21 protein-coding genes, 1 rRNA gene and 1 riboswitch are annotated in these 23467 nt (G+C 42.0%); of the genes, 21 read left to right on the top strand and 1 reads right to left on the bottom strand.

Going from position 1 to position 23467, the window contains the following annotated elements; all coding sequences use genetic code 11:
- The 15 genes from rrf to purD form a co-directional block, all read left to right on the top strand.
- Positions 1-95 (top strand): 5S ribosomal RNA (gene rrf, locus J2S10_RS23975); the annotation flags it as partial.
- A 573-nt stretch (positions 96-668) separates the two neighbouring features.
- On the top strand, positions 669-1208 hold the full coding sequence (locus tag J2S10_RS23970; RefSeq protein WP_307413156.1) for a DUF2179 domain-containing protein: 540 nt from the start codon (positions 669-671) through the stop codon (positions 1206-1208).
- The gene (locus tag J2S10_RS23965) at positions 1205-1420 is read left to right on the top strand and encodes an NETI motif-containing protein (RefSeq protein ID WP_307413135.1); all 216 of its coding nucleotides are present in this window, start codon (positions 1205-1207) and stop codon (positions 1418-1420) included. The genes J2S10_RS23970 and J2S10_RS23965 overlap by 4 nt, the downstream gene beginning before the upstream one ends.
- Before the next feature lie 73 nt (positions 1421-1493).
- A riboswitch (purine riboswitch) is annotated at positions 1494-1595 on the top strand.
- A 137-nt stretch (positions 1596-1732) separates the two neighbouring features.
- Entirely contained in the window at positions 1733-2221 is a 489-nt protein-coding gene (purE, locus tag J2S10_RS23960) for a 5-(carboxyamino)imidazole ribonucleotide mutase (RefSeq protein WP_307413133.1), read from the top strand.
- Positions 2208-3356, top strand: a complete 1149-nt coding sequence (purK, locus tag J2S10_RS23955) for a 5-(carboxyamino)imidazole ribonucleotide synthase (RefSeq protein ID WP_307413131.1) — start codon at positions 2208-2210, stop codon at positions 3354-3356. The genes purE and purK overlap by 14 nt, the downstream gene beginning before the upstream one ends.
- A 37-nt stretch (positions 3357-3393) precedes the next feature.
- The gene (purB, locus tag J2S10_RS23950; RefSeq protein ID WP_307413129.1) at positions 3394-4692 is read left to right on the top strand and encodes an adenylosuccinate lyase; all 1299 of its coding nucleotides are present in this window, start codon (positions 3394-3396) and stop codon (positions 4690-4692) included.
- A gap of 73 nt (positions 4693-4765) precedes the next feature.
- The gene (purC, locus tag J2S10_RS23945; protein WP_370876276.1) at positions 4766-5479 is read left to right on the top strand and encodes a phosphoribosylaminoimidazolesuccinocarboxamide synthase; all 714 of its coding nucleotides are present in this window, start codon (positions 4766-4768) and stop codon (positions 5477-5479) included.
- Positions 5472-5726 carry a phosphoribosylformylglycinamidine synthase subunit PurS gene (purS, locus tag J2S10_RS23940; RefSeq protein WP_307413126.1) on the top strand — a complete coding sequence of 85 codons (255 nt, stop codon included), beginning with the start codon at positions 5472-5474 and terminating at the stop codon, positions 5724-5726. Before purC ends, purS begins: the two co-directional genes overlap by 8 nt.
- A complete protein-coding gene (gene purQ, locus J2S10_RS23935; protein WP_307413124.1) occupies positions 5723-6406 on the top strand; it encodes a phosphoribosylformylglycinamidine synthase subunit PurQ in 684 nt (227 codons plus the stop codon). The genes purS and purQ overlap by 4 nt, the downstream gene beginning before the upstream one ends.
- Complete coding sequence (gene purL, locus J2S10_RS23930) at positions 6390-8606, top strand: phosphoribosylformylglycinamidine synthase subunit PurL (protein ID WP_307413123.1); 2217 nt, start codon at positions 6390-6392, stop codon at positions 8604-8606. The genes purQ and purL overlap by 17 nt, the downstream gene beginning before the upstream one ends.
- On the top strand, positions 8591-10003 hold the full coding sequence (gene purF / locus J2S10_RS23925; RefSeq protein WP_307413121.1) for an amidophosphoribosyltransferase: 1413 nt from the start codon (positions 8591-8593) through the stop codon (positions 10001-10003). The genes purL and purF overlap by 16 nt, the downstream gene beginning before the upstream one ends.
- An 11-nt stretch (positions 10004-10014) precedes the next feature.
- On the top strand, positions 10015-11049 hold the full coding sequence (gene purM / locus J2S10_RS23920) for a phosphoribosylformylglycinamidine cyclo-ligase (RefSeq protein ID WP_307413119.1): 1035 nt from the start codon (positions 10015-10017) through the stop codon (positions 11047-11049).
- On the top strand, positions 11046-11648 hold the full coding sequence (purN, locus tag J2S10_RS23915) for a phosphoribosylglycinamide formyltransferase (protein WP_307413117.1): 603 nt from the start codon (positions 11046-11048) through the stop codon (positions 11646-11648). Before purM ends, purN begins: the two co-directional genes overlap by 4 nt.
- Positions 11623-13161: a bifunctional phosphoribosylaminoimidazolecarboxamide formyltransferase/IMP cyclohydrolase gene (gene purH, locus J2S10_RS23910; RefSeq protein WP_307413115.1), complete on the top strand. Its 1539-nt coding sequence runs from the start codon at positions 11623-11625 to the stop codon at positions 13159-13161. Before purN ends, purH begins: the two co-directional genes overlap by 26 nt.
- 15 nt (positions 13162-13176) lie before the next feature.
- A complete protein-coding gene (gene purD / locus J2S10_RS23905) occupies positions 13177-14442 on the top strand; it encodes a phosphoribosylamine--glycine ligase (protein ID WP_307413151.1) in 1266 nt (421 codons plus the stop codon).
- Positions 14443-14494: 52 nt separating this feature from the next.
- Here the strand turns inward: purD and J2S10_RS23900 are convergent, their stop codons facing one another.
- Entirely contained in the window at positions 14495-14797 is a 303-nt protein-coding gene (locus J2S10_RS23900) for a YgaP family membrane protein (protein WP_307413112.1), read from the bottom strand.
- Positions 14798-14963: 166 nt separating this feature from the next.
- On the opposite strand from J2S10_RS23900, the gene J2S10_RS23895 reads away from it, so the two are divergent.
- The 6 genes from J2S10_RS23895 (at position 14964) to ligA (ending at position 23455) form a co-directional block, all read left to right on the top strand.
- Positions 14964-16706 carry an adenine deaminase C-terminal domain-containing protein gene (locus J2S10_RS23895; RefSeq protein WP_307413109.1) on the top strand — a complete coding sequence of 581 codons (1743 nt, stop codon included), beginning with the start codon at positions 14964-14966 and terminating at the stop codon, positions 16704-16706.
- A 77-nt stretch (positions 16707-16783) separates the two neighbouring features.
- The gene (locus J2S10_RS23890) at positions 16784-17836 is read left to right on the top strand and encodes a DUF3048 domain-containing protein (RefSeq protein WP_307413106.1); all 1053 of its coding nucleotides are present in this window, start codon (positions 16784-16786) and stop codon (positions 17834-17836) included.
- Positions 17837-17859: 23 nt separating this feature from the next.
- A complete protein-coding gene (locus J2S10_RS23885) occupies positions 17860-18177 on the top strand; it encodes a YerC/YecD family TrpR-related protein (protein WP_307413103.1) in 318 nt (105 codons plus the stop codon).
- A 202-nt stretch (positions 18178-18379) separates the two neighbouring features.
- Positions 18380-19063 carry a heptaprenylglyceryl phosphate synthase gene (gene pcrB, locus J2S10_RS23880; protein WP_307413101.1) on the top strand — a complete coding sequence of 228 codons (684 nt, stop codon included), beginning with the start codon at positions 18380-18382 and terminating at the stop codon, positions 19061-19063.
- 68 nt (positions 19064-19131) lie between these two features.
- On the top strand, positions 19132-21372 hold the full coding sequence (pcrA, locus tag J2S10_RS23875; protein WP_307413098.1) for a DNA helicase PcrA: 2241 nt from the start codon (positions 19132-19134) through the stop codon (positions 21370-21372).
- Between the two features lie 76 nt (positions 21373-21448).
- The gene (gene ligA, locus J2S10_RS23870; protein WP_307413096.1) at positions 21449-23455 is read left to right on the top strand and encodes an NAD-dependent DNA ligase LigA; all 2007 of its coding nucleotides are present in this window, start codon (positions 21449-21451) and stop codon (positions 23453-23455) included.
- Positions 23456-23467: the final 12 nt, after the last annotated feature.

Raw genomic sequence — 23467 nt, 5'->3', positions numbered from 1 at the left:
TCACACCCGTTCCCATACCGAACACGGAAGTTAAGCTTCTCAGCGCCGATGGTAGTTGGGACGCGAGTCCCTGTGAGAGTAGGACGTTGCCAGGCGACAATGAAGGACAACCTTATATGGGTTGTCCTTTTTTGTGTTTTGTCCTTAAGGATAAATGGATAGGCCATAAATCTAAAGAGAGCAGAGTATTTAACTATGGTCTTCTTAAAGAATGAAGTGGCACATAAATGAATAAAAGCGGCACATAAACTTTTGGAACCGGCACATAAATCATGAAAAGCGGAAGATAAAGAAAGAATTAATAAAAAAAGAGGTAACTTAAAAAGTCCAATGCCCGAGAAGTAGAACAAAAAAAGGCCGAATTTCTAGAAAGTAAGGTGAGAAAGATACCTAATCTAGGCTATTGCCTGGATATTTATTTGTTTAGAAAGGTGTCTAAGAGGAGTTGGCACATAAAAAGGTAAAAGTGGCACATAAATGCATAAAAGTGGCACATAAACTTTTGAAACCGGTACATAAACCATAGAGTTTAATTTCAAGAAATTTAACAGAGTCTTCCCCCTAATTAAAAAAATTAAAAACAATTTAAATTGGCTCTTAACAAACGATTCAAAATAGAGTTAAACTGTACTACAGAAAGAGAACATATCTGGGAGGGATTTCTTTTGATGCACAATAGTTTTATGATGGTTGCTATTATTCTTATTATTAATATTGTGTATGTATCTTTTTTTACGATTCGAATGATATTAACGTTAAAGGGCCGGCGCTATTTAGCAGCGTCTCTAAGTACGATTGAGGTTGTTATTTATGTCCTGGGTTTGGGCCTTGTTTTGAAGAATCTTAATGAAATTCAAAACCTGATTGCCTATGCGGTTGGGTATGGGATTGGTGTAATTGTGGGTATGAAAATTGAGGAAAAGTTGGCATTGGGCTATATTACAGTCAATGTCATTACAAAGGAATATGATAAGGACCTGCCAGGAATTTTAAGAGAGAAAGGTTATGGAGTAACGAACTGGGAGGCCAATGGGCTCGAAGGGGATCGGATGGCGATGCAAATCTTAACGCCAAGAAAATTTGAATTGCGATTATATGATACGATAAAGAATTTGGATCCAAAAGCATTCATCATTTCTTATGAGCCCAAATCGATCCATGGCGGATTTTGGGTCAAAACTGTGAAAAGAGGGAAATTGTTTTCATGAGTAAAGATAGAAAGAAAATGAATTTTGAGGTTCAGGAAAATGAAACGATCGAAGATTGCCTGGAGCGGATCAGGAAACAGGGCTGTGTCCCAACTCGAAGGACGGAGAAGCCGATTTTTCAAGAGGTCATAATAGGCAGTGAAACCACATATGAACCAATTGGAAGGCAAATCATTTTTGAAGCAAAGGTAATCGACAAAAGCGAACATTAAATTTACCAATTAAAAAAAATGTTCGTTTTTATTGACCATTTGCAGTGATAATTGTTAATATAGAGGTATCGAAAAGTTCATAAAGTATTACCCTCGTATAATAATGGGAATATGGCCCATGAGTTTCTACCCAATTACCGTAAATGATTGGACTATGAGGGGAAGTGGATGATGCCGTAAGTGTTAACTCACTTCGAGGTATTATTCTGTTCGAATTTCCAGCCCGGACAGACTGCTTTCTCTCAAACCAAAATTGGGGAAAGTGTCTGTTTAGGGCTTTTTATATTGGAAAAAGTTTGGGGAGGAACAAACATGAACCCGAGAGTAGCCGTCATAATGGGAAGTAAATCCGATTGGGAAACGATGAAGCATGCATGTGAAACACTTGATCGTTTAGACATCCCGTACGAAAAAAGAGTTGTCTCCGCACATCGGACTCCTGATTTAATGTTTGATTTTGCAGATTCTGCACGAAATAGAGGAATAAAGGTAATTATTGCGGGTGCAGGAGGGGCTGCACACTTACCGGGAATGGTAGCAGCAAAAACGACACTGCCTGTTATCGGAATTCCGGTTCAGTCAAAAGCACTAAATGGTTTAGACTCTTTATTATCCATTGTTCAAATGCCGGCGGGAGTTCCTGTTGCGACTGTCGCAATCGGAAAAGCGGGTGCAACAAATGCAGGTTTACTTGCTGCTCAAATTTTATCGATAACTGATCTAGAATTGACCGAACGACTTGAAAGAATGCGTCAGGAAGCAAAAATAGCAGCAATAGAAAGCAGTGATGAACTTGTCTAATAAAGTTATTTTACCTGGTCAAACGGTTGGAATTATTGGCGGCGGGCAGTTGGGAAGAATGATGGCACTTTCAGCACGGGAAATGGGCTATCGAATTGCTGTCCTTGACCCTACTGCCGACTCACCTTGCGGCCAAATTGCAGACGCTAAAATAATAGCTTCCTATGATGATATGGATGCAATCAAGGAGTTAGCTGAAAACAGCGACGTGATTACCTATGAATTTGAAAACATTGATTCTGCGGCACTCTCCTGGCTTTGTGAAAATGCCTATGTTCCGCAAGGAAAAAAATTACTTGAAATTTCTCAAGATCGAATAACCGAAAAACGGGCAATACAGAATGCAGGAGTACAAGTGGCACCGTATGCTGAAATTTATTCAATAAATGATATCTATGATAGTATCAAGAGGTTGGGTTTACCGGCTGTTTTGAAGACTTCACGCGGCGGGTACGATGGAAAAGGCCAAGTAGTCATTCGTAATGAGCAGGAAATTGAGGTAGCTGCCCAATTACTGGGGCATGGCAGTTGTGTTCTTGAAAAATGGGTTCCTTTTAAAAAAGAGATCTCCGTCATCGTCACACGAAGTATGAATAGTGATACAACCGTTTTTCCTGTAGCGGAAAATGTTCATATAAACAATATTCTCCATCAGACAATTGTTCCTGCCAGAATAAGTAAAACGGCAGAAGAAAGAGCCATCCAATATGCTAAGAAGCTCGCCGATGCTTTTACGTTAATTGGAACACTGGCTGTTGAAATGTTTTTAACTGAAGATGATAGGATTTATATAAACGAGCTTGCTCCAAGACCGCATAATTCCGGGCATTATTCCATTGAAGCGTGTGAAACGTCACAATTTGAACAGCATATCAGAGCGGTGTGTAACTTACCGCTTGGATGTACAGAGCTATTAAAACCTGCTGTAATGGTCAACCTATTAGGGGAACACCAATCTCGCATGTTGGAGAAATTATCAGACGTGAAGGATTGGAAAGTACATCTTTATGGCAAAAAGGAACCAAAGTTTAAACGGAAAATGGGGCATGTTACACTGCTTCGCGAATCTGTAGAAACGGCGCTAGAGGAAGCGGAAAAGAGCGGCGTTTGGAATCAAGTGATGGTAAGGGCTTAGAAAGAATAATTATTAAAAAATGTTTGGAGGATAAAAGATGATTGATCGTTATACAAGACCTGAAATGGGTGCAATATGGACGGAAGAGAACCGCTTTAACGCCTGGCTCGAGGTGGAGATCCTTGCTTGTGAAGCATGGTCCCAGCTTGGGGAAATTCCAAAGGAGGATGTACAAAAGCTTCGCGAAAAAGCCTCCTTCGATATTGAACGGATTAAAGAAATTGAAGAGGAAACCCGCCATGATGTTGTTGCCTTTACGCGGGCAGTTTCGGAAACATTGGGAGACGAGCGCAAGTGGGTTCATTACGGATTAACCTCTACAGATGTAGTAGACACGGCACTTTCTTATATATTAAAGCAGGCAAATACTATCTTACAAAAGGATCTTGAAAACTTTGTTGAGATTTTAAAGAACAAAGCGATTGAACATAAATTTACTGTCATGATGGGACGTACACACGGGGTTCATGCAGAGCCTACGACATTTGGCTTGAAGCTTGGCCTCTGGTATGAAGAAATGAAACGGAACCTTGAGCGTTTTAAGCAGGCGGCAGAGGGTGTTGAATTCGGGAAAATTTCCGGAGCTGTTGGAACGTATGCCAATATTGATCCTTTTGTTGAAAAATATGTTTGTGAGAAGCTTGGGCTCCAAAGTGCTCCTATTTCAACGCAAACGTTGCAGAGGGACCGACATGCCCATTACATGTCAACCATCGCCTTGATTGCAACTTCAATTGAAAAGTTTGCTGTTGAAGTCCGTGGACTGCAAAAAAGTGAGACACGTGAAGTCGAAGAATTTTTTGCTAAAGGGCAAAAAGGTTCATCAGCGATGCCGCATAAACGGAACCCGATTGGCTCGGAAAATATGACAGGAATTGCCCGTGTAATTCGCGGTTATATGCTGACTGCTTATGAAAATGTACCGCTTTGGCATGAACGTGATATTTCTCACTCCTCAGCAGAAAGGATTATTTTACCGGATGCCACAATTGGCTTGAATTACATGCTTAACCGCTTTGGTAATATAATTAAAAACCTGACTGTCTATCCGGAAAATATGAAACGGAACATGGACCGCACACTCGGCTTGATCTATTCACAACGTGTGCTTCTTGCTCTTATTGATAAAGGATTATCACGTGAAGAAGCATATGACACCGTACAGCCGAAGGCTATGGAAGCATGGGAAAAACAAGTTCCTTTCCGCGGTTTGATTGAAGCAGAAGCGAAAATTACGGCATTAATTTCACCAGAAGAAATTGCCGATTGTTTTGATTATAACTATCACCTGCAGCATGTAAATACCATTTTTGAACGATTAGGCTTAAATGAATAATTAAAGGGGCTTGCATTGCCCCTCTGTTTTATCCTGAAGATTCCTAATATTGCGAAACCTGGAGGCGTTCCTGATGAAAGAACTTCTATATGAAGGAAAAGCGAAAAGAATTTATACAACAGAAAATGAACAGATCGTTTTGGTTGAGTACAAGGATTCGGCAACAGCTTTTAACGGGGAAAAGAAAGCAAATATAACCGGTAAAGGACGTTTAAATAACGAGATTACCAGTTTGCTATTTTTACAGTTAAAAGAAGCTGGAATTGATTCTCACTTTATCGAGCAAGTTTCAGAAACGGAACAGCTCGTGAAAAAAGTAACGATCATCCCGCTCGAAACTGTGGTTCGGAATGTAGCGGCAGGGAGCTTTTCAAAAAGATTAGGAGTCGAAGAAGGAAAGGAATTAACTGCACCAATCGTTGAGTTTTATTTAAAAAATGATGAACTTGGAGACCCGCTCCTAACAAACGATCATATTCTTGAGTTAAACTTGGCAACAGCGGAAGAAATCGCAGTTTTACGTGAAAAAGCATTAAAAATAAACACTGTTTTATTGAGCTTTTTTGATGGGCTTGGAATCCGTCTCATCGATTTTAAACTTGAGTTTGGAAAAGACAATCAAGGTCAAATTTTACTTGCTGATGAAATATCCCCTGACACATGTCGATTTTGGGATAAAAATACGAATGAAAAGCTCGATAAAGATGTATTCCGTCGAGATTTAGGGAATTTAACAGATGCATATGAAAATATTTTAGCGAGATTAGGAGGACATCAGCATGTATAAAGTTAAGGTATTTGTCACGTTAAGAGAAAGTGTATTAGATCCACAGGGTAAGGCAGTAACGAATTCTTTACATTCTCTAAATTATAAGGAAGTAGCCGATGTCCGAATCGGTAAATATATGGAGCTAACAATTGAGAAATCAGAGCAGGATATTAACGATGTAGTGAATGAAATCTGTAACAATCTGTTAGCGAATCCGGTTATTGAAGATTACCGTTACGAAGTAGAGGAGTGTGTTACTCAGTGAAATTTGCGGTAATCGTCTTTCCAGGATCGAATTGTGACGTTGATATGTTCCATGCCATTCAAGATGAACTTGGAGAGCAGGTTGAATATGTTTGGCACGATACAGAAAGCCTTGAAGAGTTTGACGGAATTTTGCTCCCGGGCGGTTTTTCATATGGTGACTACTTGCGCACTGGAGCTATCGCCAGATTTAGTAATGTCATGAAGGAAGTAATAAAAGCTGCAGAAGCAGGTAAGCCGGTTTTAGGAGTATGTAACGGATTTCAGATTCTCCTCGAAGCAGGATTACTTCCAGGAGCGATGAGACGAAACGCGAGCCTATCCTTTATTTGTAAGCCGGTTGAATTAAAGGTAGAAAACAAGCAGACAATGTTTACGGGTGAATATAGCGAAGGACAAACGATCATGATCCCGGTTGCGCACGGAGAAGGAAACTACTATTGTGACGAGGAAACGCTCGAGAAATTAAAGGAAAACAATCAAATCGTCTTTACATATCAGCAGAACCCGAACGGAAGCCTTGCTGATATTGCTGGAATTACAAATGAAAAAGGGAATGTTCTTGGAATGATGCCCCACCCGGAAAGAGCGGTCGATAAGCTTTTGGGCGGTGCTGATGGACTGAAATTGTTTCAATCGATTGTAAAGAATTGGAGGGAAGCACATGTTGTTAAAGCTTGAGCCAAGTACGCAGCAAGTGAAAACAGAAAAACTTTACCAGCAGATGGGTTTGTCCGATGAAGAATTTGCATTGATTGAGAACATTCTTGGACGTACACCAAATTATACTGAAACCGGACTTTTCTCCGTTATGTGGTCCGAGCATTGCAGCTATAAAAATTCAAAGCCTGTACTTAGAAAGTTTCCTGTTACTGGTGACCGTGTCCTTCAGGGTCCCGGTGAGGGCGCAGGGATTGTTGATATCGGTGATGATCAGGCAGTTGTTTTTAAAATCGAAAGTCATAACCATCCGTCAGCGATTGAACCGTATCAAGGTGCGGCAACAGGCGTAGGCGGGATTATCCGTGATGTTTTTTCCATGGGCGCACGGCCAATCGCCATGTTAAACTCGCTTCGCTTTGGTGAACTGGATTCCGCACGGGTACGCTATTTATTTAAAGAAGTAGTTGCCGGTATTGCAGGATATGGAAATTGTATTGGTATTCCAACTGTAGGCGGCGAAATTCAATTTGACCCATGCTATGAAGGCAATCCATTAGTCAATGCGATGTGTGTTGGGTTGATTGACCATAAGGATATTAAAAAAGGGCAGGCACACGGTGAAGGCAATACCGTTATGTATGTCGGCGCCAAAACAGGCCGCGACGGCATTCATGGTGCGACGTTTGCCTCTGAAGAATTAACAGAACAATCCAATGAAGATCGCCCGGCTGTTCAGGTAGGCGACCCATTTATGGAGAAATTGCTGTTAGAAGCATGCCTAGAGTTAATACATTTTGATTCACTTGTAGGTATTCAGGATATGGGCGCAGCAGGATTGGTCAGTTCCTCTGCTGAAATGGCAAGCAAAGCGGGAATGGGGATTGAGATGAACTTAGACCTTGTTCCACAGCGGGAAACGGGAATGTCTGCTTATGAAATGATGCTGTCCGAATCTCAAGAACGGATGCTGATTGTCGTTCAAAAAGGCAGAGAACAAGAAATCGTTGATCTTTTTGCGAAATACGGTTTAGAAGCAGTTGGAATCGGTACGGTTACAAGCGATAAAAAACTGCGTCTTATTCATAATGGAGAAATCGTTGCCGATGTTCCGGTTGATGCATTAGCAGAGGATGCACCGGTCTATCATAAACCTTCAAAAGAACCAAGCTATTTTGCTGAATTCCAAGCAATGGAAGATATAGTTCCACAGATTGATGACGCAAAAGAAACGCTTTTAAAAATCTTAAGTCAGCCAACCGTTGCCAGCAAGGAATGGGTGTATGAGCAATACGACTATATGGTACGAACCAATACAGTCATTGCCCCCGGTTCTGATGCTGCGGTGGTCAGAATTCGCGGAACCCGGAAAGCTTTAGCGATGACAACAGATTGCAACTCCCGTTATGTCTATTTGGATCCGGAAGTCGGCGGGAAAATTGCAGTAGCGGAAGCAGCGAGAAATATCATTTGTTCAGGTGCGGAGCCATTGGCAATTACGGATAATTTAAATTTTGGAAACCCGGAGAAACCGGAAGTTTTCTGGCAGATTGAAAAAGCAGCAGATGGAATAAGTGAAGCTTGCCGCGTCCTTCAGACACCAGTAATTGGCGGCAACGTCTCTTTATACAATGAAACGAGCGGAACAGCGATTTATCCAACACCTGTGATTGGCATGGTTGGATTGGTCAGCGATATTGACGATATTACAACCCAGCATTTTAAAGATAATGGCGACCTTATTTATTTAGTGGGTGAAACAAAGGCTGAATTCGGCGGCAGCGAACTTCAAAAACTACAGCACGGTAAGATCTTTGGCAAAGCTCCGGAGTTAAATGTGAATCTTGAAAAAGATAGACAAAACCAAATTCTTGCAGCCATCCGTGCGGGAGTGGTGCAATCAGCCCATGATCTTTCCGAAGGCGGATTAGCAGTAGCATTATCAGAATGTCTTTTTGCCGGCGGACATCTTGGTGCAGAAGTGAATATTACAGGAAACCCTGTAGTGGCTTTGTTTAGTGAAACGCAATCCCGTTTTCTTTTAACTGTAAAAAAAGAACATCAAACGGAGTTTGAGAGTCTAGTAGCAGCATTGCACATCGGAGAAGTGAATAATTCAGGGACGCTTCGCGTTTTAACGGAAAAGAAAATTGCACTTGAAGCTTCGGTTGAACAATTGAAAGATGCCTGGAAAGGAGCTATCCCATGCTTGCTGAAATAAAGGGATTGAATGAAGAGTGCGGAATTTTTGGCGTCTGGGGACATCCTGATGCTGCACAGCTTACCTATTACGGCCTTCATAGTCTTCAGCATCGCGGTCAAGAAGGTACCGGTATCGTGGTATCCGACGGAAAAACGCTTAAAGGTGCAAAGGGCGAAGGTTTAGTCTCTGAGATTTTTACATCAAATGTGATGCAGGAATTAATAGGGACTGCGGCCATCGGCCATGTTCGTTATGCCACTGCCGGCGGTGGCGGCTATGAGAACGTCCAGCCGCTCTTGTTCCATTCACAAAGCGGCAGCCTTGCGCTTGCTCATAATGGAAATTTGGTCAACGCCAATGTCTTAAAACATCAGCTTGAAGCACAGGGAAGCATTTTTCAAACGAGCTCAGATACGGAAGTTTTGGCTCATTTAATGAAGAGAAGCGGTTTTTCTGATTCAAAAGATCGTGCTAAAAATGCTCTTTCGATGTTAAAAGGCGCTTATGCCTATTTAATTATGACGGAAACGGAGCTAATGGTGGCGCTCGATCCCCACGGCTTGAGACCACTTTCGCTTGGCTGCCTTGGTGATGCGTATGTTGTTGCATCAGAGACATGTGCCTTTGATGTTGTAGGAGCTGAATATATTCGCGATATCCAGCCGGGAGAACTTTTAATTATAAACGACGATGGTCTAACATCTGAACGATTTGCCGTCAGTACCACGAAAGCAATTTGTACAATGGAGTATATTTATTTTTCAAGACCTGACAGTGATATTCAAGGTATCAATGTTCATACCGCCCGTAAAAATCTTGGGAAACGATTGGCGGTTGAAGCTCCGATTGAAGCGGACGTCGTTACAGGTGTACCGGATTCCAGCATTTCAGCCGCAATCGGCTATGCCGAGGCAGCAGGAATTCCCTATGAAATGGGCTTAGTTAAAAATCGTTATGTCGGACGTACCTTCATCCAGCCTTCGCAATCACTAAGGGAGCAAGGGGTAAAAATGAAACTATCACCGGTTCGGGGTGTTGTAGAAGGAAAGCGTGTCATCATGGTTGACGATTCGATTGTTAGGGGAACAACCAGCCGTCGTATCGTGACGATGTTAAAAGATGCAGGAGCGACTGAGGTCCATGTAGTCATCAGTTCGCCGCCCATTAAAAATCCGTGTTTCTATGGGATTGATACATCAACGAAGGAAGAATTGATAGCTTCTGGTAATTCAGTAGAGGAAATAAGAGAACTGATTGGTGCGGATTCACTAACATTTTTAAGTGTAGAAGGAATGGTTGAAGCCATCGGTAAAAAAGACGGTGAGGGAACAGAAGGGTACTGTCTTGGTTGTTTTACCGGAAAATACCCAACAGAAATTTATCCTGATACATTGCAATATTATTATCAAAAATAGGAGGGGCAGTCATGGCTAATGCATATAAAGCAGCAGGAGTAGACATCGAAGCGGGCTATGAAGCTGTTTCGAGAATGAAAAAGCATGTTCAAAAAACGGCACGGGCCGGAGTACTGGGAGGCTTGGGCGGTTTCGGCGGCATGTTCGATCTGTCAGCCCTAAACTTAAAAGAACCCGTTCTTGTATCAGGGACCGACGGGGTCGGTACGAAGCTGATGATTGCCTTTATGATGGACCGACACGACACGATCGGCATTGATGCTGTAGCGATGTGTGTGAATGACATTGTGGTACAAGGTGCTGAGCCGTTATATTTTCTCGACTATATTGCCTGCGGAAAAGCGGTTCCTGAAAAAATCGAAGCGATTGTTAAAGGCATTGCCGATGGCTGCGAGCAGGCCGGCTGTGCGTTAATTGGCGGAGAAACGGCAGAAATGCCCGGTTTATATAGTAAAGATGAGTACGACCTCGCAGGTTTTTCAGTGGGCGCCTGCGAAAAATCTGCTGTAATCACAGGGGAAACGATCCGCTCCGGAGATGTGCTCATCGGCCTCTCTTCAAGCGGGATTCACAGCAATGGCTATTCACTTGTTCGGAAAGTATTTGCAGATTCGTCGTTAACCGAATTTGTTGCGGAACTAGGGTGTACATTAGGCGAGGAACTACTCAAACCGACAAAAATTTATGTGAAACCGATTTTATCTGCTATGAAAAAATTCACCTTAAAAGGGATGGCTCATATCACCGGCGGCGGTTTTATCGAGAATATTCCAAGGATGCTGCCTGCAGGTCTTGGTGCGGAAATCTATGAAAACAGCTGGAGCATTCCACCGGTGTTCCGTTTGCTATCTTCCCTTGGACAAATCAATCCGCAAGAGATGTATAATATCTTTAACATGGGAATCGGCATGGTAATAGCAGTCGATCGCAAAGATGCTGACGCAGTGTTGGAACATTTTAGTCAATGCGGTGAAACGGCGTATGAAATTGGTGTTGTAACGGAAAATGACGGGATCACGATTACCGGTGATGGAGGAAGAAAATGAAAAATATCGCTGTGTTTGCGTCGGGTAGCGGAAGCAATTTTCAAGCCATTGTAGATGTTGTTCAAGCAGGAGAGCTTGATGCAAACCTTTCTCTTCTCGTTTGTGATCGACCGGGTGCAATTTGTCTCGAGCGAGCCGAAATGGCAGGGATTCCCAGCTTTGTTTTTAAGGCTAAAGACTATAGCAGTAAGGAAGACTATGAAAATGAAATCTTGGCAGAATTAAAAAAACATCAGGTGGAATTTATTGTCTTAGCAGGTTACATGCGGTTAATTGGTTCAACATTATTAAGAGAATTTGAAGGGCGGATTGTCAACATCCATCCATCCTTGTTGCCTGACTTTCCCGGTAAGGATGCAATTGGCCAGGCATTGGTTGCCAGAGCGAAATGGAGCGGTGTCACCATCCACTTTGTTGACGAAGGAATGGATACAGGACCGATTATTGTCCAGGAGCGGGTGCGCTTAGATAAAAATGAAACAAGAAAAAGCCTGCAAGAGAAAATTCATAAAATTGAGCACAAGCTATATCCATCGATTTTACAGATGCTGCTAACACAAGGAGGAGTTACAAATGACAAAAAAACGCGCGCTTATTAGTGTTTCCGATAAAAATGGAATTACCGAGTTTGCCAAAAATCTTGTCAGCCTCGGTTTCGAACTCATTTCTACGGGAGGGACGAAAAAAGCCCTTCAAGAACAAGGAATCCCTGTCCTAAGTGTGAGTGATGTAACTGGATTTCCTGAGATCCTGGAAGGACGTGTCAAGACGTTAAACCCTTTTATTCATGGTGCCCTTTTAGCCAAGCATGATGATGAGCAGCATCAACAGCAATTGAATGAACACCAAATCCAGCCCATCCAATTAGTGTGTGTGAATCTCTATCCATTTCAGCAAACGATTGAAAAGCCCGGGGTGACTGTTGCTGATGCGATCGAGAATATTGATATTGGCGGTCCGACAATGCTTCGTGCTTCAGCGAAAAATCATCAATATGTGACAGTTGTGGTTGACCCGGCTGATTATCAAACGGTTTTAACAGAATTAAAGTCTGACGGTGAAACAAGTCTGGCAACGAGAAGAAAGCTGTCGGCGAAGGTTTTCCGCCACACGGCAGCCTATGATGCATTAATCGCTGAGTACATGACTGATTTAGCTCAGGAGGAAATGCCTGAAAAATTAACAGTGACCTATGAATTAAAGCAAGCACTGCGTTATGGGGAAAATCCTCATCAAAATGCAGCTTTTTATAAGAGACCGCTCGGATCAACGTTCTCTATTGCTAATGCGGAGCAGCTTCACGGAAAAGAGCTTTCCTATAATAATATCAATGATGCTGATGCCGCACTTCAGATTGTGAAGGAATTTACAGAACCAGCTGCAGTAGCGGTAAAACATATGAATCCATGCGGTGTTGGTACAGGAAAAACGGGATATGAAGCTTTTACAAAAGCGTTCGCTGCAGACCCTGTTTCTATTTTTGGCGGCATCATTGCTTTTAACCAGGAAGTAGATGCTCAAACTGCACAAAAACTACATGAAATTTTCTTAGAAATTATTATTGCCCCTTCTTATTCAGAAGAAGCTCTCGCTATTTTAACGGGGAAAAAGAATCTTCGTTTATTGACGATTCCATTTGAACAAGCGAAAAAAGCGGAAATGAAGATGACAACAATTGAGGGCGGATTGCTCGTTCAAGAACAAGACCGCTTTACATTAGAGGATGCGAACATCACGATTCCGACGAAAAGACAGCCAACTGATGAAGAGTGGGAGTCATTAAAGTTAGGCTGGAAGGTTGTTAAACATGTGAAATCGAATGCGATTGTTGTTACAAGCGAGGATATGACCATTGGAATTGGTGCAGGACAGATGAATCGCGTTGGTGCAGCAGAAATTGCCTTAAAGCAGGCAGGTAAAAAAGCTGAAGGCGCATCCCTGGCATCTGATGCCTTTTTCCCAATGGGTGATACCGTAGAGGCAGCAGCCAAAGCAGGAATAACAGCAATTATTCAACCAGGTGGCTCCATCCGTGATGAGGACTCCATCAAAAAGGCGGATGAATATGGGATTGCCATGGTATTTACGGGAGTAAGACATTTTAAACATTAAGCGGGGGTGTGAATGGTGAAGGTTTTAATCATTGGCCAGGGCGGAAGAGAGCATGCCATCTGCCGAAAAGTTAAGGAAAGCCCGCAAGTTAACAAGGTATTTGTAGCACCGGGTAATCCGGGGATGGTAGATGTGGCAGAGCTCGTCTCTATTACAGACCATGAACAGCTTCTGCAATTTGCCAAAGAACAGCAAATTGATTTGACGATTATCGGGCCGGAGGTACCGCTCCTAGAAGGGCTCGCCGACAAATTCATGGAAGCAGGCTTAGCTGTATTTGGACCACGGAAAGCGGCTGCTGAAATCGAAGGCAGTAAAGCATTTGCGAAGGAACTGATGGACAAATATCAGATTCCTACTGCTGAGTATGCGGTGTTTACCTCTTTTGAAGAGGCGCGTCTATATATAGAAGAAAAAGGGGCACCGATTGTCATTAAGGCAGACGGACTAGCGGCTGGAAAAGGTGTAACGGTTGCCTTAACCATTGAAGAGGCAATCCAAAGTCTTGAAGAAATGCTTATTGGCGGGAAGTTCGGTGAATCCTCCTCCCGGGTGGTCATTGAAGAATTTTTAAGCGGTGAGGAATTTTCATTGATGGCTTTTGTAAATGGGGAAACCGTTGTTCCGCTTGAAATTGCACAAGACCATAAGCGGGCATTTGATGGTGATCTAGGGCCGAATACCGGTGGAATGGGTGCTTATTCACCGGTTCCGCATATTAGTGATAATGTGGTCCATATGGCAATTGAAACTGTTCTTAAGCCCGCAGCAAAAGCGATGGTACAGGAAGGTCGAAGCTTTTGCGGAATCCTGTATGCAGGTTTAATTGAAACAGAAAATGGTCCAAAGGTAATTGAATTTAACGCCCGTTTCGGTGATCCTGAGACGCAAGTCATTTTACCAAGATTAAAATCGGATTTAGTCCAAACCATTATTGACCTGCTAGACGGAAAGTGTCCGGTTCTAAAATGGGATGAACAGGCAATGCTTGGTGTTGTGGTTGCTGCAGCAGGTTATCCTGAAGCAGTTGAAAAGGGTGCGGTATTAGAGGGGTTATCGGAAATAGATAAAGATGTTTTTACCTTCTATGCGGGAGTTTCCAAAAATAAATCCGGTGAATTAATTACGGACGGCGGCCGGGTTCTCCTTGTCGGGGCGAGAGCGGAAAATTTACATGAAGCTCAGAAAAAAGTGTATGTGGAACTGAAGAAATTAACGTGTGACGGAGTCTTTTACCGGAAAGATATCGGTGGAAAAGCAATAAAGCACTTTATTTATTAAATTCCCAAAACATATTCGCGGACTGACCAATAAGGTCAGTCCCTATTTCTTCTTAAGAAGGATTGTAAGGGAGTACCTGATCGATATCGGTATTTGATCCATCCGCCTCTTCAACGGAATTCTGTGTACGATTTTGGTCTTCCATCCAATTTTGATATCTTTCACATAAGGCAGTAACAGGGCAAAAACGAACAATACCCTCGGCAACCTTCATTGCTCCGCATAATGCAACAAACAGATAGGAATCTCTCCAAGGCTGTTTAACAAGTTTTGCCGTGCACCAAGATAAGACAGTTAATCCAATCGTGATTCGTATTAAAGCATTCAAAATACTTATATTCGGTTTAATATTCACATTGTTCACTCCTTCACAATATTTTTACAATATTTATCAATTCTTTAATGCTTTAAACAGTAAAATATGATAGTATAGAAACAAAAGATTTTTTGTAAGGGCTTTCTTTACTGCTAAATCAACCTTTATATAGATTAATAGTATTTTTAAAAGGGAGGGATATTGTATGCTAGAACAACGTTACCGCTGGAAAAACAGACATTTACGCATGCATGTATCCATTTTGGATGGCAAAGAATCACCGACGATTTTATTGAAAAATGCTTTGTATTTAAATCAAACCTTTCGTCAATGGATGAGGGCAAATATTTGGATTTATGAAGATCGAATTGTTTATGTTGGAAAAAATTTGCCCGCTCATATTGGAAACTGCGAAATAATTGATTGTACGGATGAAATTCTTGTACCGGGATACATCGAACCGCATGCTCACCCATTTAATTTATATAATCCCCATACGCTCGCGGCCTATGCATCCCAGTTTGGAACGACGACCTTAATCAATGACAACATGCCCATGCTTTTAAATTTAACTAAAAAGGAAGCGTTTTCATTATTGAAAGATCTGCGTTCTATTCCGACTACCATGTTTTGGTGGAGTCGTTTTGATTCGCAAACGGAGCTTTTAAATGAAGATGAAATTTTTTCCCACAGCAATATTAAATCATGGCTTGAGCATGATGCCGTTCTGCAAGGCGGGGAATTGACAGGGTGGCCAAAATTGTTGGACGGCGATGATATGATGCTTCATTGGATTCAGGAAACAAAGAGGATGCGAAAGAAAATCGAAGGACATTTTCCCGGTGCTTCCGAAAAAACACTGGCCAAAATGATGCTGCTTGGAGCAGATAGTGATCATGAGTCGATGACCGGTGAAGAGGTGTATAACCGGTTAATGCAAGGCTATATGGTGTCATTACGTTATTCGTCAATCCGTCCGGATTTACCTGAATTATTAGATGATTTAAAACGATTGGGAATTCAGGCATATGATCGCTTAATGCTTAACACGGATGGTTCATCATCGACCTTTTATGAACAGGGAATAACGGATCAAATGATTAGGATTGCAATCGAAAAAGGGGTTCCAATCATTGATGCCTATAATATGGCGACAATTAATATTGCCCGTTATTACGGTATTGACCATTTACATGGTAACATTGCCACAGGACGTGTAGCCAATATCAATTTTTTATCAGGTATTGAAGACCCTACACCGGTTTCAGTACTTGCAAAAGGAAAATGGGTCAAACATCGCGGAGAGAATACAAATGCATACGGCTCTATCAACTGGGGGGAATATGGTTTAAAACCGATGGAATTGGATTGGGAATTATCTATGGATGATTTGCAATTTTCCATGCCTTTTGGGATCAAAATGGAGAATTCTGTCATCACGAAGCCTTATTCTATTGCGATTGATGTTTCAGGAGATGAGCTGGCAACGAATTATGATGAATGCTTTTTTACCCTCATTGACCGAAATGGGAAATGGAGAATTAATACGCTTTTAAAAGGTTTTGCTACAAATTTACCGGCTTTGGCCAGTTCTTTTTCCAGTACGGGCGATATCATCTTAATTGGGAAAAGCAAACCGGATTTGCTCCATGCATTTAACAGAATGAAAGAACTTGGCGGAGGAATTGTCATGACAGAAGGCGGCGAAACCATTTGTGAGCTTGGTTTACCATTAGGTGGAGCTATGACGGACCTTCGTATGGAAGAGTTAATGAATCAAGAAAAAGAATTGCTGGAAAAATTGCAGGAGCGGGGCTATGCGTTTTCAGATCCCCTTCACTCCTTGTTGTTCTTTTCATCGACGCACTTGCCATATATACGCATTACCCAACAGGGAATGTATGATGTGATGAACAAAACTGTACTCTTTCCGTCAATAATGCGTTAAAATGTAAATGTACTAACGAACTACAGCGAGAAAGAATTGACACCGTAGTTGGATTAGGAAACAGAGGTGTTCATAATATGAGAAAATGGGCGGTTGCGATAATTGCTGTTCTTTTATTACTCGCAGGCTGCAGTGATAAAAAGGCCGTCAAAGAGCCTGTCAAAAAGGAAAAGGAAGTAACAAAGCCTGCGAAAAAAGAAGAAGAGAAAAACCAATACCCTTATTATTTTCCTTTAACGGGGAAGGGCTCTCAAACACAAACTGACGGCAGAGCCATTGCGGTTATGGTTAACAACCATCCTTTGGCAAGACCGCAATCCGGGTTGAACAAGGCTGACATCGTTTATGAAATTCTCGCAGAAGGAGATATTACCCGCTTTCTTGCTGTATTTCAAAGTGAAAAACCGAGAAATATCGGACCTATTCGAAGTGCCAGAAAATATTATATGGAACTGGCCAAGGGACTGGATGCACTGTATATTCATCATGGTGAAAGTCCGGAAGCAGAAGAAATGCTAAAACAGGGCTATATTAATGATCTTGATGGTATGGTCTATGATGGCACCCTTTTTCAACGGGCAAGCTTTCGGAAAGCGCCTCACAATTCCTATATTACGTATGAAAACATTTTAAAAGGTGTGAAGCTAAAGAAATATTCAATGGATCAGACACCTCCTGCCTTCACGTTCATGCCTGAGGAAGATAGTAAGAAGATTACAGGAAACGATGCGTCATCCGTAATGATTTCCTATTCTTCCAGCCATACCTCTGATTCATCTTTTGTGTTTGATGCAACTCTTGGCAAATATAAGCGGTTTTCAGGTAGTGAACAAACTGTTGATTTAGAAACAAAAGAGCCAATTTTACTTGATAATGTCTTTATTGTTGAGGCTGTCCACAAAATTGTAGACTCAGGGGGACACAGGAGCATTGATTTAGTATCCGGTGGAAGAGGCTACTTATTGCAAATGGGCAATGTGAATGAAGTGGAATGGAAAAATGAAAACGGAAGAATTGTTCCGGTGAAAAATGGTAAAGTTGCTCCATTTGTCCAAGGAAAGACATGGGTAAATGTTGTCCCAACAAACCCTGGTCTCGAAAAAAGTGTTTCGTTCAATGTGAAACAATAATATCAATTAAAGGGGTAAAAAATATGCAAATAAATAAATTACGGGGAAAAGAGCTCGATCAATTATTCCTGGGAATTCTTTCATTAAAGGATTTGGAGGAATGCTACCGCTTTTTTGATGATTTGTGCACGATTAATGAAATTCAATCGTTAGCACAGCGTTTAGATGTAGCAAGGATGCTTCGCGAAGGAAACACCTATCATAAAATCGAAACAGAGACAGGTGCTAGCACAGCAACGATTTCACGTGTAAAACGTTGCTTAAACTATGGAAACGACACGTACGAATTAGTGCTTGAAAGGCTTAAAGAAGAAAACAGTACAAAAGTTGTGGAAGAATAATAATGCCAAACCGGAGAGAGAACTCTTCGGTTTTTTTATGTCCGGCTCTGCGCCCGGCGACAGTTGTACTTCGCTTAATGGAAACTTACGCTTTTCTATCAATGGTTAAGATTTCTATTTAGAGAATTACGGTTTTCTTTTTGTATCGTTTCGGCCTAATGCTATAATGGTGTAATGGAAAGATGAATGGGAGGATTTTGGGATGTATGATTTTCGCGAGTGGTGCCATGTGTTTAAACTCGACCCAAATAAAGAGATATCGGACGAAAAATTAGAAAAAATTTGTGAATCAGGTACCGACGCGGTCATCGTAGGTGGAACAGATGGGGTAACACTCGAAAAAGTCCTCGATTTAATGGCAAGAATTCGCCGGTTTACCGTTCCTTGTGTACTCGAAATCTCAAGCATCGAAACGGTGACACCGGGATTTGACCTGTATTTTATTCCGACAATAATAAATAGTAATGATCCAAAGTGGATAACGGGACTTCACCGGCAGGCTGTAAAAGAATTCGGTGACATTATGGATTGGGAAGAAATCGTCATGGAAGGCTATTGTATCCTGAACAAGGATTGCAAAGCGGCAAAGCTGACATCTGCCGATTCTGAGTTAACGACTGAAGATGTCAAAGCTTACGCCATGATGGCAGAAAAAATGTTTCAGTTGCCGATTTTTTATTTAGAATACAGCGGTCAATATGGCAATGTAAACTTGGTAGCTGATGTAAAAAAGGTGCTTAATAACACAACATTATTTTATGGCGGTGGAATTACTACCCCTGAAAAGGCAGCAGAAATGGCTAATCATGCAGATGTAGTAGTGGTGGGCAACGCCATCTATGAAGACTTTGATAACGCATTAGCAACTGTTAAAAGTGTAAGATAAAATTTGCTAGAGAACGAAAATAGCATTAAAATAAAACTAGAACAAATGTTTGGTATGGTGGTGACGAAATGCAATATTTATCAGACAAGCTTTTAAATGGCTTGAATCCGGAGCAACAAAGTGCTGTAAAAGCGACAGACGGACCGCTTTTATTGATGGCCGGTGCCGGAAGCGGTAAAACAAGAGTGCTAACGCATCGAATTGCTTATTTAATAGTAGAAAAAAGGGTTAATCCCTATAATATTTTAGCAATTACGTTTACCAATAAAGCCGCAAGAGAGATGAAAGAAAGAATCGGAAAAATGATGGGCAGGGCTGCCGAAGAAATTTGGATTTCCACCTTTCACTCCATGTGTGTGAGAATTTTACGCAGAGATATTGACAGATTAGGCTTTAATCGTAATTTTACAATTTTGGATTCCGGTGAACAGCAGTCAGTTGTGAAAGCAATCCTGAAGGATAAAAATATTGATCCGAAAAAATTTGATCCGAGGGCAATCTTAGGTTCAATTAGTTCTGCAAAAAACGAACTGATTGAACCTGAAGAGTATGCTAAAACAGCGGGAGGTTATTTTGAACAAGTCGTCAGTGATGTTTACGAGGAGTATCAAAAGCGTCTTCGCCGAAATCAATCCCTTGATTTTGATGACTTAATTATGATGACAATTCAATTATTTAGTCGAATACCGGAAGTGCTCGAGTATTATCAACGGAAATTTCAATACATTCATGTTGACGAGTATCAGGATACAAACAAAGCACAGTATCTTTTAGTAAAATTACTGGCAACTCGTTTTAAAAACCTTTGCGTGGTGGGAGACTCCGATCAATCCATCTATAGGTGGAGAGGTGCGGATATTGCTAATATCCTATCCTTCGAGAAAGACTACCCGAATGCAGCAGTTATTCTGCTTGAACAAAACTACCGCTCAACAAAGCGGATTCTCTTGGCGGCCAATAAGGTTATTGCCAATAATATGAATCGTAAAGCGAAAAATCTTTGGACGGAAAACCCGGAGGGTAATAAACTAGTTTATTACCGTGCCGACAGTGAACAGGGTGAAGCCCAATTTGTCGCAGGCAAAATTAAAGAATTAACCCGAAACGGTGAATATAAGTTGGCGGACATTGCCATTCTTTATCGGACAAACGCTCAGTCCCGTGTGATGGAGGAAGTTTTACTAAAATCAAATATCCAATACAGCATCGTTGGCGGAACGAAGTTCTATGACAGAAAAGAAATCAGGGATATGCTCGCCTATTTGCGGTTAATTTCCAATCCGGATGGCGACCTAAACTTGCAGCGTGTCATTAATGTTCCAAAACGCGGGATTGGCTCCAGTTCGCTTGATAAAATAGCCGATTTTGCGGCGATGCATGATTTATCCTTATATCAGGCACTTGATTCAATTGAATTGATCGGTTTAAGCCCGAAAATTACAAAAGCAGCAAGAGAATTCCATGATATGATTCGCAATTATTCACAAATGCAGGAATTTCTTTCTGTAACAGAATTAGTTGAAGATGTTCTTGAAAAGACCGGTTACAGGGAAATGCTAAAGGCGGAAAAATCGCTTGAAGCACAGAGCCGCTTGGAAAACTTAGAGGAATTATTATCAGTTACCAAAAACTTTGAAGAATCGAACGAAGATAAAAGTCTTATTGCCTTCTTAACAGATTTAGCACTTGTTGCGGACATTGATTCGATGGATGATGAAGGCGAGAAGGCCGATTCCATTGTGCTTATGACCCTGCACTCTGCAAAAGGATTGGAATTCCCCGTTGTCTTCTTAATTGGTATGGAAGAGGGAGTATTCCCGCACAGCCGATCGCTTACGGAAGAAGCCGAAATGGAAGAGGAACGCCGTCTTGCCTATGTAGGTATCACAAGGGCAGAACAAACTCTGTTCCTTACCAATGCACAGATGAGAACCTTGTTTGGAAGAACCAATATGAATCCTGCCTCAAGGTTTATTAGTGAAATTCCTGCAGATCTCCTTGAAGGGGTGGAGCCGGAGAAAAAAATGAACAGTCCTTTTGGGGCTTCCGGAAGATCATTTGCTTCAATAGGGACCGCTTTTGGGAATCAAGCGCCAAGAAAACCGGTTATGCGCCCTGTAGCTGCATCAACTGGCGGCGACACGATTGGCTGGAAAGTGGGAGACAAAGCGGAACACGGCAAATGGGGAATTGGAACAGTTGTGAGTGTAAAAGGACAGGGTGAAGGAACGGAGCTTGATATTGCTTTTCCTAGTCCAACCGGCATTAAACGACTCCTTGCCAAATTTGCTCCAATCAAGAAGGCGTAATTGTTCATAATTGCCCCAATTCTTGTTTTGGATTACAGTAATGCTAGATAAATCCTTTACGGAAGGGACAGGATCTATGGAACTTCAAACGGCTGAACTGAAAATCAATGAATTAAGAAGCCTATTAAATCAATATGGCTATGAATATTATGTATTAGACAAACCCTCGGTTCCAGATGCGGAATATGACCGGTTAATGCAAGAACTTTTGGAGCTTGAAGGTACGTTTCCGGAGTTGAAAACTCCGGATTCACCGTCAGAACGTATTGGCGGTGCAGTTCTTGATGTTTTTGAAAAGGTGGAGCATCGAACCCCGATGCTCAGTCTGGGGAACGCCTTTAATGAGCAAGATTTAAAAGACTTTGACCGCCGCATCCGTCAGGTAGCCGGCGATGAATTTTCCTATGTTTGCGAATTGAAAATCGATGGGCTCGCTGTTTCTTTACGGTATGAAGATGGCCTGTTTGTCCAAGGTGCCACCCGCGGGGATGGGACTGTGGGTGAAGATATAACCGCCAATTTAAAAACAATTAAATCGATTCCTCTGAGATTACGTGAAAATACCTCTTTGGAGGTTCGTGGCGAGGCTTTCATGCCAAAGCGTTCCTTTGAAGCATTAAACAAAGCAAAAGAAGAGCAAGGGGAAGAGCCGTTTGCCAACCCGCGAAATGCTGCTGCAGGATCACTGAGACAGCTGGATCCGAAAATGGCTGCTTCCAGAAATCTCGATGTCTTTTTATATGGAATTGGTAACATTGGCAAAAGCGGGGTCACCTCTCATAGTGAAGGCCTCGATTATTTGGATCAGCTAGGATTTAAAACGAACAAAGAGCGCAGGAAGTGTGCAACCATTGATGAAGTAATTGAATTCGTGAATAGCTGGGTAGAAAAGCGTCCGCATCTTCCGTATGAAATTGACGGGATTGTAATAAAAGTAGACTCTCTTGAACAGCAAAGGGAGCTTGGAACTACGGCAAAAAGTCCGCGGTGGGCAATTGCCTATAAGTTTCCGGCGGAAGAAGTTATCACAACACTAATGGATATCGAATTAAGCGTTGGCAGAACAGGTGTGGTGACGCCAACGGCGATTCTAGTGCCTGTAAAAGTAGCCGGAACGACCGTCCAACGGGCTTCATTGCACAATGGAGATTTAATCCGTGAAAAGGATATTAAAATCGGCGATAAAGTTGTGATCAAAAAAGCAGGAGATATTATTCCGGAAGTCGTGAATGTGCTTGCCGATCAGCGAACAGGACAGGAAGTCGATTTTCATATGCCGACCCATTGCCTGGAATGTGAAAGTGAGTTGGTTCGCCTTGAGGGCGAAGTGGCACTTCGGTGCATTAATCCCAAATGTCCAGCGCAAATTCGCGAAGGTTTAATTCACTTTGTATCGCGTGATGCGATGAATATTGATGGTCTCGGTGAAAAAGTAATCAGCCAGCTTTTTTCTGAAGAGTTAATCGCAGATGTTGCGGATATTTATAAGCTGACCCGTGAGCAGCTTTTAGCTCTTGAACGAATGGGTGACAAATCTGTCTCTAATCTTTTAAAAGCGATTGATGCGTCAAAAGGAAATTCCCTTGAAAAGCTATTATTCGGTCTTGGGATTCGCCATGTTGGGGCCAAAGCTGCCAAAACACTTGCACTAAAGTTTGGGACAATGGACCAACTGACCGCAGCTTCCAAAGAAGATTTAATCTCAATTAATGAAATTGGCGATAAAATGGCAGACTCGATCGTTGCTTTTTTTGAAAAGGAAGAAGCGATGGACTTGATTCATGAATTAAAAGAGTATGGCGTCAATATGGAATACAAAGGTCTTAAGCCAGTATCGGTTGAAGAGTCCAATTCTATTTTTGCGGGAAAAACAGTCGTCCTTACCGGAAAACTGGAGCAATTATCCAGGAATGAAGCGAAGGAAAAAATTGAAGCACTCGGCGGAAATGTATCGGGGAGCGTCAGCAAAAAAACGCATCTGGTCATTGCCGGAGAGGATGCCGGTTCCAAACTAACGAAAGCACAAGAACTGGGAATCGAAGTGTGGGACGAGGAGAAGCTCCTTGTAGAATTAAATAAATAAGAGGTGTTATCG

It is taken from the genome of Neobacillus ginsengisoli, assembly GCF_030813055.1.
Note: the sequence above shows the minus strand (reverse complement) of the source record. Positions and strands in the feature narration are given on the sequence as shown.

What these genes read in the sequence shown, in the direction of transcription:
- purN (WP_307413117.1), top strand. Translation starts at nt 11,046, where the DNA reads ATGAAAAATATCGCTGTGTTTGCGTCGGGTAGCGGAAGCAATTTTCAA.
- J2S10_RS23970 (WP_307413156.1), top strand. Translation starts at nt 669, where the DNA reads ATGCACAATAGTTTTATGATGGTTGCTATTATTCTTATTATTAATATT.
- purF (WP_307413121.1), top strand. Translation starts at nt 8,591, where the DNA reads ATGCTTGCTGAAATAAAGGGATTGAATGAAGAGTGCGGAATTTTTGGC.
- purM (WP_307413119.1), top strand. Translation starts at nt 10,015, where the DNA reads ATGGCTAATGCATATAAAGCAGCAGGAGTAGACATCGAAGCGGGCTAT.
- purS (WP_307413126.1), top strand. Translation starts at nt 5,472, where the DNA reads ATGTATAAAGTTAAGGTATTTGTCACGTTAAGAGAAAGTGTATTAGAT.
- purB (WP_307413129.1), top strand. Translation starts at nt 3,394, where the DNA reads ATGATTGATCGTTATACAAGACCTGAAATGGGTGCAATATGGACGGAA.
- pcrA (WP_307413098.1), top strand. Translation starts at nt 19,132, where the DNA reads ATGCAATATTTATCAGACAAGCTTTTAAATGGCTTGAATCCGGAGCAA.
- J2S10_RS23885 (WP_307413103.1), top strand. Translation starts at nt 17,860, where the DNA reads ATGCAAATAAATAAATTACGGGGAAAAGAGCTCGATCAATTATTCCTG.
- purH (WP_307413115.1), top strand. Translation starts at nt 11,623, where the DNA reads ATGACAAAAAAACGCGCGCTTATTAGTGTTTCCGATAAAAATGGAATT.
- purK (WP_307413131.1), top strand. Translation starts at nt 2,208, where the DNA reads ATGAACTTGTCTAATAAAGTTATTTTACCTGGTCAAACGGTTGGAATT.
- J2S10_RS23965 (WP_307413135.1), top strand. Translation starts at nt 1,205, where the DNA reads ATGAGTAAAGATAGAAAGAAAATGAATTTTGAGGTTCAGGAAAATGAA.
- ligA (WP_307413096.1), top strand. Translation starts at nt 21,449, where the DNA reads ATGGAACTTCAAACGGCTGAACTGAAAATCAATGAATTAAGAAGCCTA.
- purC (WP_370876276.1), top strand. Translation starts at nt 4,766, where the DNA reads ATGAAAGAACTTCTATATGAAGGAAAAGCGAAAAGAATTTATACAACA.
- J2S10_RS23895 (WP_307413109.1), top strand. Translation starts at nt 14,964, where the DNA reads ATGCTAGAACAACGTTACCGCTGGAAAAACAGACATTTACGCATGCAT.
- purE (WP_307413133.1), top strand. Translation starts at nt 1,733, where the DNA reads ATGAACCCGAGAGTAGCCGTCATAATGGGAAGTAAATCCGATTGGGAA.
- J2S10_RS23890 (WP_307413106.1), top strand. Translation starts at nt 16,784, where the DNA reads ATGAGAAAATGGGCGGTTGCGATAATTGCTGTTCTTTTATTACTCGCA.
- pcrB (WP_307413101.1), top strand. Translation starts at nt 18,380, where the DNA reads ATGTATGATTTTCGCGAGTGGTGCCATGTGTTTAAACTCGACCCAAAT.
- purL (WP_307413123.1), top strand. Translation starts at nt 6,390, where the DNA reads ATGTTGTTAAAGCTTGAGCCAAGTACGCAGCAAGTGAAAACAGAAAAA.